This is a genomic window from Ignicoccus sp., assembly GCF_056435145.1.
Genome location: NZ_JBWNMZ010000017.1, coordinates 60134 through 77255, shown reverse-complemented (window position 1 = coordinate 77255; position 17122 = coordinate 60134). Strand labels below are relative to the sequence as shown.

16 protein-coding genes and 1 tRNA gene are annotated in these 17122 nt (G+C 53.4%); 11 read left to right on the top strand and 6 right to left on the bottom strand.

The window, feature by feature from the left end; all coding sequences use genetic code 11:
- Window positions 1-7 precede the first annotated feature (7 nt).
- Together AC1HCZ_RS06150 and AC1HCZ_RS06145 are read left to right on the top strand one after the other, a co-directional pair.
- Window positions 8-334 carry a hypothetical protein gene (locus tag AC1HCZ_RS06150; RefSeq protein WP_479462658.1) on the top strand — a complete coding sequence of 109 codons (327 nt, stop codon included), beginning with the start codon at window positions 8-10 and terminating at the stop codon, window positions 332-334.
- 35 nt (window positions 335-369) lie between these two features.
- Complete coding sequence (locus AC1HCZ_RS06145) at window positions 370-1623, top strand: TldD/PmbA family protein (protein WP_479462657.1); 1254 nt, start codon at window positions 370-372, stop codon at window positions 1621-1623.
- Between the two features lie 5 nt (window positions 1624-1628).
- Here the strand turns inward: AC1HCZ_RS06145 and AC1HCZ_RS06140 are convergent, their stop codons facing one another.
- Window positions 1629-2225: a hypothetical protein gene (locus tag AC1HCZ_RS06140; protein ID WP_479462656.1), complete on the bottom strand. Its 597-nt coding sequence runs from the start codon at window positions 2223-2225 to the stop codon at window positions 1629-1631.
- Window positions 2226-2258: 33 nt separating this feature from the next.
- Between AC1HCZ_RS06140 and AC1HCZ_RS06135 the strand changes: the two genes are divergently transcribed.
- A complete protein-coding gene (locus AC1HCZ_RS06135) occupies window positions 2259-2894 on the top strand; it encodes an orotidine 5'-phosphate decarboxylase / HUMPS family protein (RefSeq protein ID WP_479462655.1) in 636 nt (211 codons plus the stop codon).
- Window positions 2895-2974: 80 nt separating this feature from the next.
- Window positions 2975-4891, top strand: coding sequence for a multiheme c-type cytochrome (locus AC1HCZ_RS06130; RefSeq protein WP_479462654.1), 1917 nt, complete (start codon window positions 2975-2977; stop codon window positions 4889-4891).
- Between the two features lie 54 nt (window positions 4892-4945).
- On the opposite strand, the gene AC1HCZ_RS06125 is transcribed toward AC1HCZ_RS06130, so the two are convergent.
- A complete protein-coding gene (locus AC1HCZ_RS06125; protein WP_479462653.1) occupies window positions 4946-6865 on the bottom strand; it encodes a phosphoadenosine phosphosulfate reductase domain-containing protein in 1920 nt (639 codons plus the stop codon).
- 70 nt (window positions 6866-6935) lie between these two features.
- On the opposite strand from AC1HCZ_RS06125, the gene AC1HCZ_RS06120 reads away from it, so the two are divergent.
- Window positions 6936-7817: an ROK family protein gene (locus AC1HCZ_RS06120; RefSeq protein ID WP_479462652.1), complete on the top strand. Its 882-nt coding sequence runs from the start codon at window positions 6936-6938 to the stop codon at window positions 7815-7817.
- A 39-nt stretch (window positions 7818-7856) separates the two neighbouring features.
- Window positions 7857-8267 (top strand): hypothetical protein, encoded by a 411-nt coding sequence (locus AC1HCZ_RS06115; protein ID WP_479462651.1) that lies wholly within the window; start codon window positions 7857-7859, stop codon window positions 8265-8267.
- A gap of 11 nt (window positions 8268-8278) precedes the next feature.
- On the opposite strand, the gene hsp20 is transcribed toward AC1HCZ_RS06115, so the two are convergent.
- The 3 genes from hsp20 to AC1HCZ_RS06100 form a co-directional block, all read right to left on the bottom strand.
- Window positions 8279-8818, bottom strand: coding sequence for an archaeal heat shock protein Hsp20 (gene hsp20, locus AC1HCZ_RS06110; RefSeq protein ID WP_479462650.1), 540 nt, complete (start codon window positions 8816-8818; stop codon window positions 8279-8281).
- A 48-nt stretch (window positions 8819-8866) separates the two neighbouring features.
- Window positions 8867-9412 carry a TetR/AcrR family transcriptional regulator gene (locus tag AC1HCZ_RS06105; protein ID WP_479462649.1) on the bottom strand — a complete coding sequence of 182 codons (546 nt, stop codon included), beginning with the start codon at window positions 9410-9412 and terminating at the stop codon, window positions 8867-8869.
- 80 nt (window positions 9413-9492) lie between these two features.
- Window positions 9493-9580 (bottom strand) — tRNA-Leu (locus AC1HCZ_RS06100).
- 136 nt (window positions 9581-9716) lie between these two features.
- Between AC1HCZ_RS06100 and AC1HCZ_RS06095 the strand changes: the two genes are divergently transcribed.
- The 5 genes from AC1HCZ_RS06095 (at window position 9717) to AC1HCZ_RS06075 (ending at window position 16612) form a co-directional block, all read left to right on the top strand.
- On the top strand, window positions 9717-10919 hold the full coding sequence (locus tag AC1HCZ_RS06095) for a redox-regulated ATPase YchF (RefSeq protein WP_479462691.1): 1203 nt from the start codon (window positions 9717-9719) through the stop codon (window positions 10917-10919).
- Window positions 10920-11003: 84 nt separating this feature from the next.
- The gene (locus AC1HCZ_RS06090; protein ID WP_479462648.1) at window positions 11004-12272 is read left to right on the top strand and encodes an NADH-quinone oxidoreductase subunit B family protein; all 1269 of its coding nucleotides are present in this window, start codon (window positions 11004-11006) and stop codon (window positions 12270-12272) included.
- 14 nt (window positions 12273-12286) lie between these two features.
- Window positions 12287-14278 carry a nickel-dependent hydrogenase large subunit gene (locus tag AC1HCZ_RS06085; RefSeq protein ID WP_479462647.1) on the top strand — a complete coding sequence of 664 codons (1992 nt, stop codon included), beginning with the start codon at window positions 12287-12289 and terminating at the stop codon, window positions 14276-14278.
- A 73-nt stretch (window positions 14279-14351) separates the two neighbouring features.
- Entirely contained in the window at window positions 14352-15176 is an 825-nt protein-coding gene (locus tag AC1HCZ_RS06080) for a hypothetical protein (protein WP_479462646.1), read from the top strand.
- A complete protein-coding gene (locus AC1HCZ_RS06075; RefSeq protein WP_479462645.1) occupies window positions 15173-16612 on the top strand; it encodes a (Fe-S)-binding protein in 1440 nt (479 codons plus the stop codon). Before AC1HCZ_RS06080 ends, AC1HCZ_RS06075 begins: the two co-directional genes overlap by 4 nt.
- On the opposite strand, the gene AC1HCZ_RS06070 is transcribed toward AC1HCZ_RS06075, so the two are convergent.
- On the bottom strand, window positions 16577-17116 hold the full coding sequence (locus AC1HCZ_RS06070; RefSeq protein WP_479462644.1) for an archaemetzincin family Zn-dependent metalloprotease: 540 nt from the start codon (window positions 17114-17116) through the stop codon (window positions 16577-16579). The genes AC1HCZ_RS06075 and AC1HCZ_RS06070 overlap by 36 nt on opposite strands.
- Window positions 17117-17122: the final 6 nt, after the last annotated feature.

The following is a 17122-nucleotide window of genomic DNA, read 5'->3' as shown; positions in this document are numbered from 1 at the left end:
GAAGGCTTTGGACGAGGAGAGGTTGAGGGCAGAGGCCGAAAGGGTCGCCGAGAAGTTGAAGGCTAAAGGCTACAATACCTCCGTAAGGAGAGCAGTCATAAAGAACCTAATTGGAGATACCATAATTAAGTATAACGTAGTGGCGACCAAGGAAGAAACTGTAGTGAGGTGGAGCGTCTCTGAGAGCACATACGAAGTCAGCATTAGAGTAGCCGGAGAGGTGGACGAAGAGGTTGCAGAGAGCAAGGGGTATCAAGTGGAAAGGGACGGCGAGTACACGAGGCTCTTCAAGAGGTCTACCAAGCCCTTCAGTTTCTTGGACAACTTACCGTAAAACCCCCTCTTGTCAGCGTTGGGGAGCCGCCGTTGTTGGAAGAAATAAGCTTAAGCGGAATGAAGGACGCGGAAGTGTACATAACGAAGTATAAAATTTTAAGGAGCGAAATAGACGACAGTAAGCTGAAATGGCTCAGCGCCGGCACGGAGAGCTACGTAGCGGTTAGAGTTGTTAGAGACGGAAAGGTAGGCTTCTATTCAACTACCCTAGACGAAACCAAGGATCTTGGCAAAGTGGTTAAAGAATTATACGAAAGGGCCGAGAAAGTCTCAAGGGTCTCCAAAAAGGTCGAGTGGTGGCCGGGCTTCCCCTCCACGAGGTGTTCTCCCGTCCCCGGAACCTTTAGTAAAAGTTTGGCATCCAATGATTTGGACTTCGTTCTTGATATTACTAAGAGAATAATTGAGTTGGCTGATGAAGAGTTAAACGTTATGGGATCGGTGGGTCTTGAAGTGAGTAAGTGGGCCGTAGTCAACACGGAGGGCGGAGAGTACGAAGAGGACGAGACGCGCGTTGAGGCCTTCGTGGCAGCTTCCAAGAGGGTTAACGGCTACTTAACTAAGGCCGTAAGCGACGTCTACGTGTCGAGGACCTCGCCTCCGGACGTGGATGCCTTCGCTGAGAAAGTCTTCGAGGAGGCGAAGACGCTCGAACTGCGACCCGAGAGGATAACCGGAGAGTACCTAGTCTACTTCGACCCTAGGGCGGTTGCCGAGCTGTTAGAGTTCCTCGCAGAAGCTTTCTATGCCAATAACGTAGTGCGCGGAAAAAGCCCCTTGAGCGGGAGACTCGGAGAGCAAGCCTTTAACGAAGATTTCACGTTGAGCGACAACCCGACTCTGCCGGGAGGTCCGGAGAGCCACGGATGCGACGAGGAAGGTATCAAATCGGAGCCGTACGTCCTAGTAGACGAGGGGAGGGTAAACGCGTTCTTAGGAGACTTGTACTGGGGCAGCAAATTGGGCTTCGTGGGCAGAGGGTATAGAAGCAGTCCCGCGCAGCCGCCCTCTCCAAGTTACACCAACTTAACCCTTCACGCCCGCGAGGGGGCGGAAGGAGAAGTCTTGGTCGCGGGCCTCACCGGACTACACACGGCGACTCCAGAGACCGGCGATATGAGCGTGGTCTTGTCGCCAGCATGGAAGGACGGAAAGCACGTAGAGGCAGTCATGAGCGTCAACGTGTACGACCTCTTCGGCGAGTTGCTCGAAGGGGTAGACAGAAACGGCAGGTGGGTGGGTTCTATCTTCGCTCCGGGCGTGGCCGCTAGGGTCAAGCTTACGTGAGGGTCTCAGAGCTCGATCAGTTCCCAGAAGACTACGTGGTCGCCTTTTGTCCCGTAACGACCCTTGTGACAGCTCCACTCCAACGCTCCCGGCGGCAGCCTCTTGACGACCTTAGCGCTCTCGTACATACAATAACCCAAGAGCCCCTCCACCGGTCCCTTGGCCACGACGAGATTTCCGACGAAGTCCGCGCTGACGTCGAACACTCCCCTCCGAGTGACGTCCCTCACACTACCTTTGGTTATAGCTTCTATCATTATTCTATTATCCTTTGTTTTTAAGGTTACCCCAGCACCAACGGAATCTTTTATCGTAACGTCAGTTACGTGCGCTAAGAATTTACACTTCAAAAGTTTCGGCAAGAGCGGAGCAACGCACGGCGAGGAGTGAGCTATTAGGGGCGGGGATCCTCCGACTACTATCACTCCTTCTGGTAAGTCAGAGAGGGGACACTCCAAATAGTCGAACCTCACCGCACACTGTTTCTTGAAGTGTGTAGCCCTCCTAAAGTCGTCGTGAGTGATAGTAGCGTAAAGGGGGACGTTAACTCCTAGCGCCTCCAGTTTCCTTAAACTCTCAAGCCTCCTTCCTTTCACCCTCAAAAGTCCCCTCATCCGAGGCCTAGGGGAAAAGTATTGGCGCGTTTGCCCGTCGTGGTCTCCTTAGATCCCCCTAAAGGTAAGGGGTGGAAGTGGGCTCTGTCGATCGCCGAACAGATGAACGACTTGGTAGTGGCGTTCAAGGTCGGTTGGCCCTTACTGTTGGAAGGCAAAGAAGAGCTCCGCACACTCAGAAAGATGGCTCCCGTCATCTTAGACTTAAAGCTCGCAGACATAAGCTTTACGATGATAAATATAATAAGAAGGCTTGAGTTCGACGCAATTATAGCTCACGCTTTCGTAGGCCGGGAAAGAGCGCTCCGAGAGCTAAAGGAACACTTAAACGAATTGAGAAAAGAGCTTTACTTAGTTGTAGCGATGAGCCACAAAGGCGCTGACGAGTTGATCAACAAGATGTGGAGGGAAAATATCTTGATAGCCTACGAGCTCGCGGACGGCGTTGTGGCCCCGGCCACGAAGCCGGGGCTTCTAGTGAGGATACGCAAGGTTTGGCCCCGAAAGCTCTTGAGTCCTGGCGTCGGAGTTCAAGGAGCTAGGCCTTGTAGCGCCGTGAAGCTCGGGGCGGACGCAGAAATAATAGGCCGCACCGTAACGCGTAACCCATCGCCCCGAGAGTACTTGCTGAGGCTGTACTCCAAATGCAAGGAATGAGAGCTTGCTTTCGCCCCCCTTATGGAGTTTCCCAAGCTTATATTCTCGCAGAAGGAGCCTCAGTTAGGGAGTGAGGCACCATGAGAACGAGAGCCGTCCTCGCCTTACTGACGTTGGCTGTCCTAGCGTCCCCGGTCCTCGCCGAAGTCAGCAGCATGGCCAAACTACAGGAAGCCTTGGCGAACGCCAGCCCACAGACCAAGACTTGTGTAGGGTGCCACATGCAAGCAACCCCCGACATAGTCATGCAGTGGGCGAGCAGCGAACACGCTAAGAACGTGCCCAAGAACGTGCTCAAGCTCTACGAGGCCATAGGCTCTCCTAACGAACAAATAGCCAAGAAGTTCCAGAACTACCCCTACAACGTCGGCTGCTACGAGTGCCACGGCATGTTCAAGGATAAGGAGAGGGTTGACGTTGTCAACCACTTCGGTTTCAAGATAGTAAGCATCGTGACCGCCAAAGACTGTAGCCAGTGCCACCCCAAGGAGGCCAGGGAGATAAGCTGGACTTGGCACGGCTTCGCCTCCCTCAACACTAACCTCTCCCCGTGGTATGCCAAGATAGTCAAGTACGCCAAAGAAAACAACCTCATAGGCAAGATGACTCCTCCGGTGTACACAGCCACTAGGGACAAAGACATGCTAACTTGGGAGTGGTGGAAAGAGTACGTCAAGTATCTGTACATGTACTTGAACGGCGAAAAGGTACCCGAAAAGTGGGAGAAGTACATCAAGATGTTCGGTACCCCCTACGACTACGACTTCAAGAATATAGTCAGCCCGCTCTACCCGGCCAGCGGCGGACTTAACACCACCGTAGCGAAGAGGGTCGGCTTCGAGGCCGAGCTAAGCATACAGTGTGCAGTAGGCAAGAGCAAATACTTCCAGAAGGTCAGCAACGTAATGAGCTACATAGGCTTTAAGAACGCCTACGTGTACCACGCGTGCTACGAGTGCCACGGCAGCCTGGTAATACCCTACAAGAGGGAGAACGTGAACGTCAAAGGCTTCGCCGGCGTGGAGAGGATGAAGTATTGGGGTTGGCCTAGCAACGGCGCCGGTAGAATCGACCCCGACGGAAGCCTAGGCACTTGTACTGCGTGCCACCCGAGGCACGAGTTCAGCGTAGCCCAAGCGAGAGAGCCTTGGACTTGTGGACAGTGCCACATAGGCTACGACCACCCACACATAGAAATATATGAGGAAAGCAAGCACGGTAACATCTTCACGCTTCACAAGGAGAGGTACAACATGGAGCACATACCTTGGAGGGTCGGTGTGGACTTCGACGCGCCCACTTGTGCTACGTGCCACATGAGCACCATAGCTAGCCCCGACGGCAGCATGATACTAGTGAAGGGTACTCACGACTTGACTAAGAGGCTAGTGTGGGACCAGATGCACTTCTTCGCGCAGCCGAAGCCGAAGTGGCCCGACAACACTCAGAACAAGATAGTGATGGGCGGCAACATACTAAACGGCAAGGGCTATGAGAAAGTTGCCCTGAGGGGCTACAAGGTCGTCGACCTCGGACCGGCCCCCGGCGAACTTAAGTTCCCCAGACTCATGACCGTAGAATACACCGGCGAACTCAAGGAACACAGAGAAGAAATGATGAAGGTCTGTGAGCTCTGCCACAGCAGCTCTTGGACCGAGAACTTCTTCAGAACGGCGGACCAGAACCTCTGGGACTACAACGCAGTTGCGCAGTTCGCCTTCCAGCTCCTGAAGAAGGCATGGGCACAAGGCATACACGACCCCAAGAACAAACTGGACGAGTTCATGGAGGTTATGTGGTACTACATCTGGCACCACCAGGGCAGGAGGTGGAGGAACGGAGCCTACATGATGGGCCCCGACTACGCCCACTGGTTCGGCATAGTCGACACAGTTATGGAGGCACTGAACAAGATGATAAGCTACTATGAGAACGCGCTGGCAATAAAGAGCTTACAGCAGCAGCTCAACCAAGTACAGCAAGCGCTAGCAAAGTAGACTTGAGGCCATAAGAACCCAAATTAAACCCTCAAAAGAGATTTTTTTAACACCTTACTCATTCCTCTTGTACGAGTCCCTTCCCGCCTTCGCCCTCCACGCGGCCTCGGCGAGCCTTTGGACTACTTCCTTGTGGGGTCTCTGAGGCCTCTTCCACGCCTTAGGGTTGTCGTACATCAATGAAGCGATTAAGTGGTCGGCAACAACGTCTGCAGACGGGCAGAGGTACATGCACAGCCTACAGCCGTCACACGCCTCGGGCCTCGCAAGTACCGGCCTGAACTCCCCGTTCTCTTCGATTACCTTTATCGCCCCAGTAGGGCACCAAGTCTCGCATATCTTGCAGCCCGCACAAGCGTTAGAGGCGTGAACTACGCGAACTGCCTCGAAGGCCTCTTCTAAGGGTTTCGAAGTCTTGCTGACGACTTCTATCTTGTTCTCCATAAACTTGTAAGTTCCTCTGGGTCCGTTCACAACGTTCCCCTCCTTTTTTATTCCCAATAGCTTGGCTAAGTCCAAAGCCCTTTTGACGTCGTACTCAATGTTTACGATAACCTTATTGCCCCGTACAATGTGAGATTTGTACTTGACTCTCACTTGTCTTCTGGCGTACTCCTCCTTCCAACCCACCTTCTCGCCGGCCTTCGAGGCTAGAGCTACCTTGGGCGCCTCCGGGGCCAACCACCTCCAACCCCCCTTGGGCCACCACTCACCGTATCCCAACCTCTCCGACCACCTCTTGAGGATCTCCTCCCACTCCTCCCATAGCTCCGGATGAATATCCTTGACCAGCCTGAACTCCCACGCCGTAGCCCCCGGACACATGAAACAGCCCACCCTGTCAAAGCCCTTAAAGTACAAAGGGTTCAACGGGACCCTTCTGTCTATCAGATAAGCGAACTCCAAGAGTTGGGGCCACGGGAGGATGGGATTCACCGTAGTTATAGTTGGGAAGTACTTCATCTTCATTATTGGTGTAGCCCTGGCCCTCTCTAAGCTCTCCCACCACCTGTTGCCCACGAAGTTGGTGACGTTTCGAAACTTGATTAAGGTCTTTGCAATGGGTCCTAACTTTAGGACCTTGCAACACCACCTAAAGTCCCTTGCCGGGGGCGAGAAGAGCTCCACCGCCCTCCAGAAGAGGTCTCCCGCAGAAGCCACGATTAGTTCCATACCGAAGTGCTCGGCCTCCTCCTCGACGGTCCTTACCGTCTCCGGCAGTTCTATGCCGGTATCATTAAACAACAGCTTAGCCTCTATTCCCATCTCCTTTAGTATCTGAGCTACTAGGGCCGAGTCCTTCCCTCCAGACAAGGAGACTACTCTAACCCCCTCAGGGGCCTCTGAGGCCACGCGACGGCTCCACTCCAAGAGTTCTTGGAGGTAGGCCTCGTTTGCCTTTAATATGTCTCTGAGCGTCTGGGGCTTCTCGCTCAATGCCCCCTTGCGAGGGTGTTTCCAAGTCTTGTCCACCCGGAGCTTACCGCGTTTTGGCACGGCGACGCCAACTACCCTCCCCTCCCTGTCCACAAGGGCGACTTGCTTGTGTCCCCTCCCGACTACCTCGCCCGACCTCGGTTCCTCCACGGTTACCTTGTCTATGAAGCCTTTCTCGAGCGCTCTGAGGGCCCCTAGGTAGCCCAACCTGACCCTCCACTTTCCGGATAACGGGTCGTAGATAACCCTCGCCAATATGTCTCCATCAACGACTAATTCGTAGGCGTGGTCCAAGGCGGATGTCTTATTTAGGAAGACCATCCTACCTCCGGTCAATGCTTCGAATGCCCCTTCGCCCACCTCCTCGTCGAAGGCCCTCGAGAGGTGTAGTCTGTCCCCTTCCCACGCAGGCCGAAGGTCCTTGGGGTCGAAGAGCTTGAGCCTAACGCTCCCCTCGCAGTCGTGCCTCCGGAAAACAGGCACGTTGAGCTCTGGACACCAATATATTCGGAGCTCCCTTTCCCACTTCCTTTTCAACTCGGCTGCACCCGCGCTGGCGGGAAGTACCGTGGGTAACCTTAATAATGATGAAGGATCCGAACGCCCAGTGGGCGTCGCAGACGTCGGGGGAACTAAGACGCGGGTCGCCCTATACGAGAACGGAACTCTAAAAGGGCTGAAAGAGTTCCCCACGCCCAAGGACGAGCCGGTTTGGACGCTCCTTCGGGACTACTTTGAGGACAAGGACGTCGAGACGTTAGCTATATCTACAATGGGACCCTTGAAGATGAGCGAGGGAAAGATAGTCTCTAACCCCCACTCCCACGTCAAGGAGCAAGAGGTGGGAAGGCCTCTGACGCAGCTCTTGAAGGTTCCCGCTTTAGTGATAAACGATTGTGTCGCTGGTGCCTACGCGGAGTTCAAGGCGAGAAAGGTAGAGAACTTGGTCTACTTGGCCTTCGGTACCGGGGTCGGGACGGGCGCTGTAGTTGACGGGAGACTCTTGTTGGGGAGGGAGGGCAACGCCCACGAAGCGGGTCACTTCGTTATGACTTTAGGCCTCAACTTGAAGTGCGGCTGTGGCAAGACGGACCACGCGGAAGCCGTGCTCGGCGGGAACAACATATCGAACTACTTCAAGCGGATGGGGTTCGAAGCCTCAAGCGCCTCAGAGCTGTTTAATATCATTAAGATAAATAGCAGAGCCTTTGATATCTTTAAGAAAGCTTTGAACTCTTTCGTCAGTTCCGTAATAGCTTTCTACGATCCAGAGACGGTAGTCCTAGGAGGCGGCGTTTTTACGAAGAACAAGGAAGTGTTCCTTCGCGCTTTGGAGGAACTGGGGGACTACCTACTTTGGGAGCCCCCGAGAGTGGAGGAAGCCGTTTACGGCGAGCTTAGCCCCCTCTACGGGGCCGGGATATTAGGGATAGAAAAGCCCCGATGGTTAATAAAGAAGTTGAGATATGTATCCAAATGGACCTTTTAGATACTTTGCCACGCGGAGGAAGGCCTCTAGGGAAACGAGGTGCCGGTAGTTTTTGTGTGCTCCAACTGTGGGCGCGCGATAAAGGTTTACGTCAAGCACAACTCCAACGGTGTTCCAACATTAGAGAACGTCCTTCAGTACTACGAGTGCCCGTACTGTCACGCCACCTTGATTCCCGACTTGGACTTAGTCGACGTAGAGGCGTTCGCGTGGAACCCGAAGTTGATAAAGAAGATAGTGGAGGGGAAGCTGGGGCCGGAAGAGAGGAAGAAACTCGAAAGCACTAGAAAGGGCAGAAAAGTGTTGAAGAGCGTCTTTGCGCTAAAGAAGCTACTCGATGAGTACGAGCTGGTAAGAAAGAGCTCACGAATCAACAGCATGATAAACAATAGTAAGAAAGTCTATAAGAATAAGCTCAAAGACTTGGGTTCTGGAAGCGGACGTTTTTAAGGATTACAAGCTCACTCGGGCGAAAGCTCAACTTCGCCCTCTTTTTTCTTCTTCTCCTTCTTCTCAATGACTATCTCGAGAACACCGTTGTTGAACTTAGCTCTTGCAGTTTCCGGTTTAACCTTGGTCGGCAGAGTAACTCTCTTGTAATACTTCTTGCCGTTGCTGGCCCTTATCTCCACGTAGCTCTCTCCCACTTTGACCTTTACCTTGTCCTTCTCTGCGCCGGGGAGTTCGGCTATTACGGTCACCTTGTCATCTTCTTCTAGGACGTCTACTAAGGGTTCGAACTCCTCTTCCTTCACTTCAGCCCCGAGAAGGCCTCTGCGTACGTTTCCGAACTCTCTGACGACCGGCTTTCCGTCGGGACCGATGCTTATCGAAAATCCGTAGACGTAGGGCCCGAAGCGCTCAACTCTGACGTTGCCGCCGCTCCTCATGGCTTCGTCGAGGACCCTCTCTAACTCTTCCTCGAATAGGCTCAACTCCCTCTCGATGTCTCTTAGCAAGTAGTCGAAGAGGTCAAAGATCCCTCTCCTCCTCCAAACCACCGTACTTCCCGGAGCCGGGGGTCTCGCGAAACCTTATAAGAGGGGGAGCTAACACTTCATATACTTAGAGAATAAGGATTTTAGGACCTCCTTCGTGTACTCTTTCGGCGTGTCGGACGAAACGTTGCACAGCAGACTCCCGTGAAGGGTCCTCGCGAGCGCCTCGAGGAGTCCTCCGAGCTCCTCATTACACGTCACCAACCTAACTATATTTTTCAAGTCGACCTCGCAGAAAGTCTCATACATTTCTCTGTACTTGGAGTTCAGAGTAGCCAAGTCGAGTAAGTGGAAGGTAAGCTTAACGTTTATATCATCCTTCAAGAACCCGTAGTACTTATCTACCAAACAATCTATCATCTTGTCGCCCGTAAGCTTGTTTTTCAAACACTCTTCGACTATTCTTGAAGGTGAGACCGTCTTTATTACCTCGCCAACTAAATTCTCCTTGTTTTTGAAATACCAAAAAACTAGGGTCTTAGACACCCCGACCCTTTTGGCTATGTTCTCTATAGAACCCTTCTGAAAGCCTTGTTCTGCAAACACTTCTCTGGCGGCCTGGAGGATTTTGGTGCGAGTGTCGGAGTCCTCACTCAAAGGGGTTCCCCCTGGGCTGAGTAGCCGGAGAGTAAATGAAGGGATCTGGAGAGGGCTTGAAGGTCCGATCTGGAAGGTTTTGGTGCGGGGGGTGGGATTTGAACCCACGCAGGCCTACGCCATCGGGTCCTCAGCCCGACCCCTTTGGCCAGGCTCGGGCACCCCCGCGAGGCTCCGCTCGCCCCTCCTATCTTACCCTTAAAAGTTTATTCAGACAAGGGTGGGCTCCTCACCCTTCGGACCCTAAGGTCTTCATCATAAATTTGCCCCCCGGCCTCCACACGGCGGGTATAAGATAGTCTTGATGCCCCTTTTGGGAGTGGTAGGCAAAACCAACGTTGGGAAGTCTACATTCTTCAGTGCAGCAACCATGGTTGAGGTGGAGGCCGAAAACAGACCGTTCGTAACCATAGACCCGAACGTGGGCGTAGCGTTCGTTAGGAAGAGGTGCGCGCACGTAGAGCTAGGCTTACCGAAGTGCGACCCTTTGAACGGCTACTGCTTGAAGGGGCAGAGGTTCATACCAGTAAAGCTGGTAGACGTGGCCGGCTTGGTCCCCGGGGCGGCCGAGGGGAGGGGCTTAGGGACTAAGTTCCTCGACGAAGTGAGGAAGGCAGACGCCTTGTTGATCGTGGTTGACGCCTCGGGCAGCACAGACGCCGAAGGCAACCCAGTGCCTCCGGGCACCCACAACCCGGCAGAGGACGTGAAGATCCTCGTGGACGAGTTCTCCGGCTGGGTCTACTCCCAACTAAAGAAGGATTGGAAGAGTTTCGTCACGAAGGTTTCAACTATGGGTATCAAGGCAGCAGAAGCGTTGAAGGAAAGGCTAAGCGGATTTAGCGTTAAGGATCGGGAAATAATAAATGCCCTAAACGAGCTCTCCCTCGACGAAAACTTAGCGAAGTGGAGCGACGACGACTTGAAGAGGTTTGTAAGAAAGGTGGTCGAACTCCGACCAAAGGTTATAGTGGCCAACAAGTCCGATTCAGAATTTGCCGAAAGGGGAGTTGAGGCGTTGAAGGAGGCCTACCAGAGGACCCCAGTGGTCCCCACCTCTGCAGCCGCTGAGCTGATACTTAGGAAGGCGGCCAAGGTTGGCGCGGTAGAATACGTGCCGGGCGACTCCAGCTTCCAAGTAGTAAATGAGAAGAAACTAACTGAGAAGCAGAAGAGAGTTCTAGAAATGATCGAAAAGAAGGTATTCGAGCGGTGGGGCAACACCGGGGTGGTGCAGTCTCTCAACGAGGCCGTCTTCAACCAGCTGGAGATGGTAGTCGTTTACCCCGTACACGATGCCAACAAGTTCACTGACAGCGAGGGAAGGGTGTTGCCGGAGGCGAGGCTCGTCCCTAAGGGAACTAAGCTGAGGGAGTTCGCAGCCCAGATACACACAGACTTGGCCAAAGGCTTTCTATACGCAATAGACGTCAAGAGCGGAAGGAGATTGGGGGCCGATGCCGAGGTAGAGGACGGAATGGTAATAAAAATAGTTTCGGCCAAGTAACTTACCGACCGGAAAAGAAGAGTATATAGTTTAACTTACCTTTCGGATATGTGGGTTAGAGCTCCCAAGAATTGCGGTGAGAGCATGAGCGTCAGCAAGCCTCGTAGGGAATTCCTCAAGAAATTGGGAGCAAGTACCCTACTGTTGGGCGCGCTAAGCAACATAGACTGGGCAAACGCTATGGAAATGTTCAAGGAAGCCGTCAGGAAGGGCAAAGTTAACATAGTCTGGTTCGAGGCCCAGAGCTGTACGGGAGACACCACCTCTTTGATCCAAGCCACGGATCCAGATTTAATTGACGTCTTAACCGGAGCGATCCACCTAGCGGGCCCCGGCACGGTGGGGCTGGCGTTCCACGACACAGTTATGCCGGAGTGGGGCGAAGGAGCAATAGAAATACTCAGGCTCGCCGAAAGCGGCGCTTACGACCCCTACGTCCTAGTCATAGAGGGTTCAATACCTGACGAGAACCACGCGAGGAAGTTCTGTAAAGACCCGAACCGCTGTGGCTACTACTGTTTCGTAGGCGAGGAGAACGGGCGCGTCATAACTTGTACTGAGTGGATACACAGGTTGGCTAAAAGGGCCGTGGCCGTAGTCACGGCCGGGACTTGTGCCTCTTACGGAGGCATACCGTCAAACAAGGTCCTCGAGCCGCCTCCGGGTTGGAGCTATCCGGAGTGGAGCTTGGCCCCTACAGGGGCAGTGGGCTTCTTCGACGACCCCCTCAAGGGCTACAAAGGCTTGATAAGCCGCCATGCGGAGATGCCTAACTTCACTCCGTACTTTAACTACATCTTCAGGGACTGTGACCCAAAGCTGAGCCCAGAAAGCACTTGTAAGCCCGCCGTGGCAGTGCCCGGGTGCCCGACCAACGGCAACGGCATACTGAGGGTGCTGGTTCACTTAGTCCTCGCCGCCCTCTACCCGAAGGTGGTCCCCTTGCCGAGGGCCTCCGAGTGGCTGGACCAGTACGCGAGGCCGAAGTACTTGTTCGGTCGCACGGTTCACGAACAGTGTCCTAGAGCCGGCTACTACGCGGCCGGCGACTTAAGGAGGTTGCCGGGAGACAACGACGCGAAGTGCTTGTTCGCGGTAGGGTGCAAAGGCCCGGCGGCAAATTGTCCGTGGAACAAGGTCGGGTGGGTCAACGGCGTGGGCGGTCCGACGAGGACCGGAGGCGTCTGCATAGGTTGTACCATGCCGGGCTTTAGCGACGCGTACGAGCCCTTCTATAAGCCGCTCCCGGCCCCGGCCGCCCCCAGCGCGCCCGAGGCCTTGGCGACGGCCGTAGGGGCGGCCGCTATAGGCGCCGTGGTCGGGTACGCGCTCTCTAAAAAGGCAAAAGGGTGAGGGGGTGAGGGACCATGTCCGAGAGATCTAACCGTCCGCTAAAGAAAGAGGAGAAGGACCCCAAGATGGTCCTCATAGCTCCTAACGTGAGGAGGATAAAGGGTAACAAAGCTGAGATCTACATAGACCCGATAACGAGGATTGAAGGCCACTTGGGCCTCAAGGCCGAAGTGGATGTAACCACCAAGAAGACTAACAACACGTGGGTATTCGCAACTATGTTCAGGGGTTTCGAGGTCTTCATGAGGGGGAGACCGCCAGAGGACGCAATCGCCATATCCTCTAGGATCTGTGGAGTTTGTGGTGCCAGCCACGCCAACGCGGCCACTATGGCCACAGACATGGCGTTGGGCGCAGTACCCACGCCCTTAGGAGTAGTCTTAAGGAACATGGCGTTCGTGATGACCGACCTGCTCTACGACCACGCCATAATACTTAACTTGCTGGGAGGGCCAGACTACAGCGAAGTGGCTGTCAGCAAGCTGACCCCCAGCTGTTGGGAAGCGGCCAAGACTACCCCGGCCGAGTATTCGGCCGTCCATGGCTATAGGACTATAGCTGACATAATGAAGGACATGAACCCGATAACCGGAAGGATATGGCAACTCACCGTGAAGTATCAAAGAATAGCTAGGGAGGCCGGAGTGCTCATATACGGAAGGCACTCCCACCCGGCAACCTTGATACCAGGCGGGATAAGCACCGACTTGAGCACCGCGCAATACCTCTTCGAAGGGTACGCCTTCCGCTTGACCCAACTAACCGCTTGGGTTAAGTTCGTGGTTGCCGTATGGATGGACCTCGCTGACTTCTATAACAAGAACTGCAACTATGAAAACGAGGGCTACACCTACGCGAAGCCTATACTCTACTCTTCCGGCGTCTTCGACGACCCAGAGGCTTACAGTCAGTTGGGCGACGATTACAAAACCATATACGAGAAGATAGACGAGGTAGCCAAGAAGAGAGCCGCGCCGCCGGGACTCTACATAGGAGGAGAGTTGGTGACCGAAGACATAACCGAGCATCAGAGGAACGTAGTTGAGCTCGTAGATAGCTCCTTCTACGACGAATGGAAAGACAAGACCACCCTCTTCACGAAGACCGACCCCGCGGGGAACCCGTTGGTGGGCGGCGACGAGACGTTGATCTGGTATCACCCGTGGAATAAGACCACGATACCAAGGCCTACGGACAGCAGCTGGAGCGGTAAATACAGCTGGGCTGCCACAGTTAGGCTCTACTGGAAGGGCAAGCTATACCCGTACGAGGTAGGTCCGATAGCAAAGATGTACGTAATGGCTTATAGCAACTTAAAAGGCTGGGTAGAGGACGAAGGTGCGCCCGTCAAGCACGGCGGCGGCAAGATAGAAGTAACCTTGCCGGCGTCTCGCAACGTGACCGACTTACCCAAGGGAACTTGGGAAGAGGTGACCTTCACCTACTACGCCCCCTCCAAGAGTACCACCATAGAGAGAGTGAGGGCGAGGGCATTCGACATGGCCGTAGACGTAGCCGACGCTTGGGCTTTCGTACTCAGAGGGTTATATTACATAAACAGCAAGGGTATGACGCAAGCGTCGAGGCCTTGGAAGGAGCCGACCTTCTCGTTGGGCTTCGGCCAGCTCGAAGTGCCCAGAGGTAACGTGGAGCACTGGATAGTCGTTAAGAGCGGGAGGATAGCCAACTACCAAATACACGCCCCGACCACCCAGAACGTAGGCCCGAGAGCCCCCAAGGGAGAGTTAGCCAAGTACTGCTCCAACGAGCCTTGGGTGACCAAGAGCCCAGAGGGCTACTGCCTAAGCCCGTTCGAAGCAGCAGCTCTTCACACGGTAGTGAGCGAGGAGGTAGAGCCAACAAAGTGGACTGGTCTGGACTTCGTAAGGGCGATAAGGAGCTTCGACCCGTGTATAGCTTGCGCCGCTCACATAGAGTTCGTACAAAACAAGAAGGTTCTTAAGAGCGTCAAGAAATTACTCACTAACGCGTGTACTATACAATAGACTTTTTATTTTTGCTTACTTAACAGAAAGTAGGCCGTTTTAGGATCGAGTCTTGGCCGGAGGGTGAGGGATCGTGACGGTCGGAGGTTGGGGGTCGCCCAGCGACTTGTTCAACTTTGCAGTGTACTACTTACTGATACCATCGGTGTTCGTCTTCAGTGCGGGGTTCACATACAGAGTAGTAAAGATGCTGCTTAATGCGAGGATAGGGCCCGCCCAAAAGGGCCAAAATGCCTTCCCGGAGTTGATAAAAGGCTTAATAATGACGTTCATAAGGCCGATACTCTTCAGCGCCAAGACCAGGCCGGATGACTTCGTTACCGGACTAGTATTCCTCCACATAATCGGAGTCATACCTTTGCTGTTCTTAATGGGCGAGCACATAGCGTTCTGGGTGTACTACATTCCGGGTTACATAAACTTGTGGCCCTTCAACGTACCACTGAGTATGACTACAGCCGTACTAACGGTCACCTCACCAGTTACCCCTTCCAGTAACATGTCGTTCGCGTTCGTTAATACCATATGGGGGCCGCTGACAGTAGTGCTTAACGGAGACTTGATGGCGCTGCTAGTGCTGATAGCTATAGGTTACAAGTGCGCGTTGAGGCTGACCGAAATAGTGCTGAAACATAACCACACGCCGGCAAGGATAGGTGACTTCGTAGCGTACGCGCTGCTGTTCCTCATAGTGTTCTTTGGATACGCAGCTGCTAGGCACTGGCCCTCCAGCAACGTAGCTGTTTACCGCAATGTGCTGGGCCTCCACGTGCTATTCGCCGAGCTCCTCTTGATGTACATACCGTTTAGCAAGTACTGGCACTTCGTTTTTGGTTATTGGTACGGCAAGCTCCACGAATGGTATGACTTGGAAGTTAAGAGGGGTGAGGCGATATGAGTGAAAGCATGGACTTTTCCCGCATGATGCAAATGTTAATGTCACAGAAGGTTAGCATAGACGAAGCAATAAAGAAAGCCATGAAAAAAGTAGATGCAGTATTAATTCATTATATAGAGGACTGCTTGAACTGTGGAACGTGCGCCCCGGCGTGCCCGTATTTCGTAGCGGGCCCCCAGTATAGCCCAGTAAACAAGGCCGAGGACCTCAGGAAGATATACCGCAAAGAGATGACCATACTGGGCAGGCTACTTGGACCTCTGGTAGGTGCGGACAAACCGAAGACCGAAGAAGACATGAAGAGATTAATGGACCTCGCGTACGCTTGTACCAACTGCGGCCACTGCTACTACACGTGTACGGTAGGCATTCATAGCGGCACCATGATAGGGCTGCTGAAGAGCATACTGACCGAAGCCGGATATGTACCAACCTTGCTGAACTTGTTTGAAGCTATAGAAGTACAAAACATGCATATGAAGATACCTGGTCTGAAGGGCATTTGGGAGGACGCACTCAAAGAAGCGCAAGAGAAATACGGGGAAATAGAGTTTGACAAACAGAACGTAGACGTTCTGTTCCTGGGCTGGCTGACGGACGCGATGTTAATGAGGGAGGGGTTCGTAGCTACTGTGGGGATATTAAACAAGCTCAAAGAGGCTGGACTCGTTACTTGGACGACGTGGCGGGAGCCATTAGGCATAAGGTCCCCCATATCGGTAGTCATTGGGAGGAGCGAGAACGCAACAGCTGTCATGAGGAGGATCGTAGAATACATCGAAAAGATAAAGCCAAAGTACGTAGTAATGATGGACGGAGGCTTCCCCTACCCAACCTTCAGGTTCACTATGTACCCAACAATAGTTAAGATATTGGGGAAGAAGCCGGAGTGGAAGGTAATTCACATCACCGAACTCTTAAATATGTTGCTCAGAGAAGGAAAAATAGCGTTCAAACAAGTCAACGAGCCCATAACTTGGCACGACCCGTGTCAAATGGGGAGACACTCGAGGGTGTTCGAGCCCCCTAGAGAGCTGCTGAAGGCGGCCAGCAAGGGCTACAGAGACTTGCCCCACAACAGAGAGATGAACTACTGCTGCGGAGGAGGGGGAGGCATAGGCTGTATACTGAGGGAGGTGAGAGCGATGATGAGTCAGCTGGTAGGTCAAGAGATAAGGCTGCCTCCCGACGAAGAGGAGTTCGAGAAGAGAATAGAAGAACGCCTGAAGCTAGCAACCAGAAGGAAGGTAGACGACATCGCGAAGAGCGGTGCCAAGCTAGTATTGACGGCTTGTCCAGCTTGTATAGAAACGATACAGAGAGGAATAAGGTGGCACGGCAAGGATTACGGCATCCAAGACGTACAAGTGAAACACATATCGGAATACCTAGTAGACAAGCTAATAGCCCCTGCTCCCCAAAGGTCCGCTCATTAACTTCTTTTTACACACCTCACAAAAGGCCGCTTCCTTCTCATCCACGTCCAATATCGAGTTAGAGAAGCTCATAACGCACTTCGGGTTAGGACAGTGGGAGAGCCCGAGCAAGTGACCGAGCTCGTGTAAGACCTCCTTCTCTACTCTTTTCAGGAACTTTTCTTCGTCGGGGGGCCACCCGTAGAACTCGTTCCTCAACCTCGAGAGGAACACGGCCCCCACCCCGAGGGCTGGTAAGGCCACGCCGAACACGAAGTTCAGGCCTTCCTCGTAGCCGTCGGCGTCTATTATGTACAAAGTCAAGAACCCGTTGACCCTCCCTAACATTTTTAATAGCTTAGAGGCTAGGTATTGTTTCCTCTCCCAGTTGTAGGCCTCCAAGTTGGGCTGTAACTTGTGATAGTCTATCAAGACCGACAAGCCGGTCTCCCTAATTATTGCTCCCTTTGTCCTCACGAGTACCTCTGTAGATACGTCGCCCACCCTTCGGAGTATTACCTTCAAAGTTTG

Coding starts and splice junctions, on each gene's coding strand:
- AC1HCZ_RS06095 (WP_479462691.1), top strand. CDS start 9,717: ATGCCCCTTTTGGGAGTGGTAGGCAAAACCAACGTTGGGAAGTCTACA.
- AC1HCZ_RS06075 (WP_479462645.1), top strand. CDS start 15,173: ATGAGTGAAAGCATGGACTTTTCCCGCATGATGCAAATGTTAATGTCA.
- AC1HCZ_RS06130 (WP_479462654.1), top strand. CDS start 2,975: ATGAGAACGAGAGCCGTCCTCGCCTTACTGACGTTGGCTGTCCTAGCG.
- AC1HCZ_RS06085 (WP_479462647.1), top strand. CDS start 12,287: ATGTCCGAGAGATCTAACCGTCCGCTAAAGAAAGAGGAGAAGGACCCC.
- AC1HCZ_RS06090 (WP_479462648.1), top strand. CDS start 11,004: ATGAGCGTCAGCAAGCCTCGTAGGGAATTCCTCAAGAAATTGGGAGCA.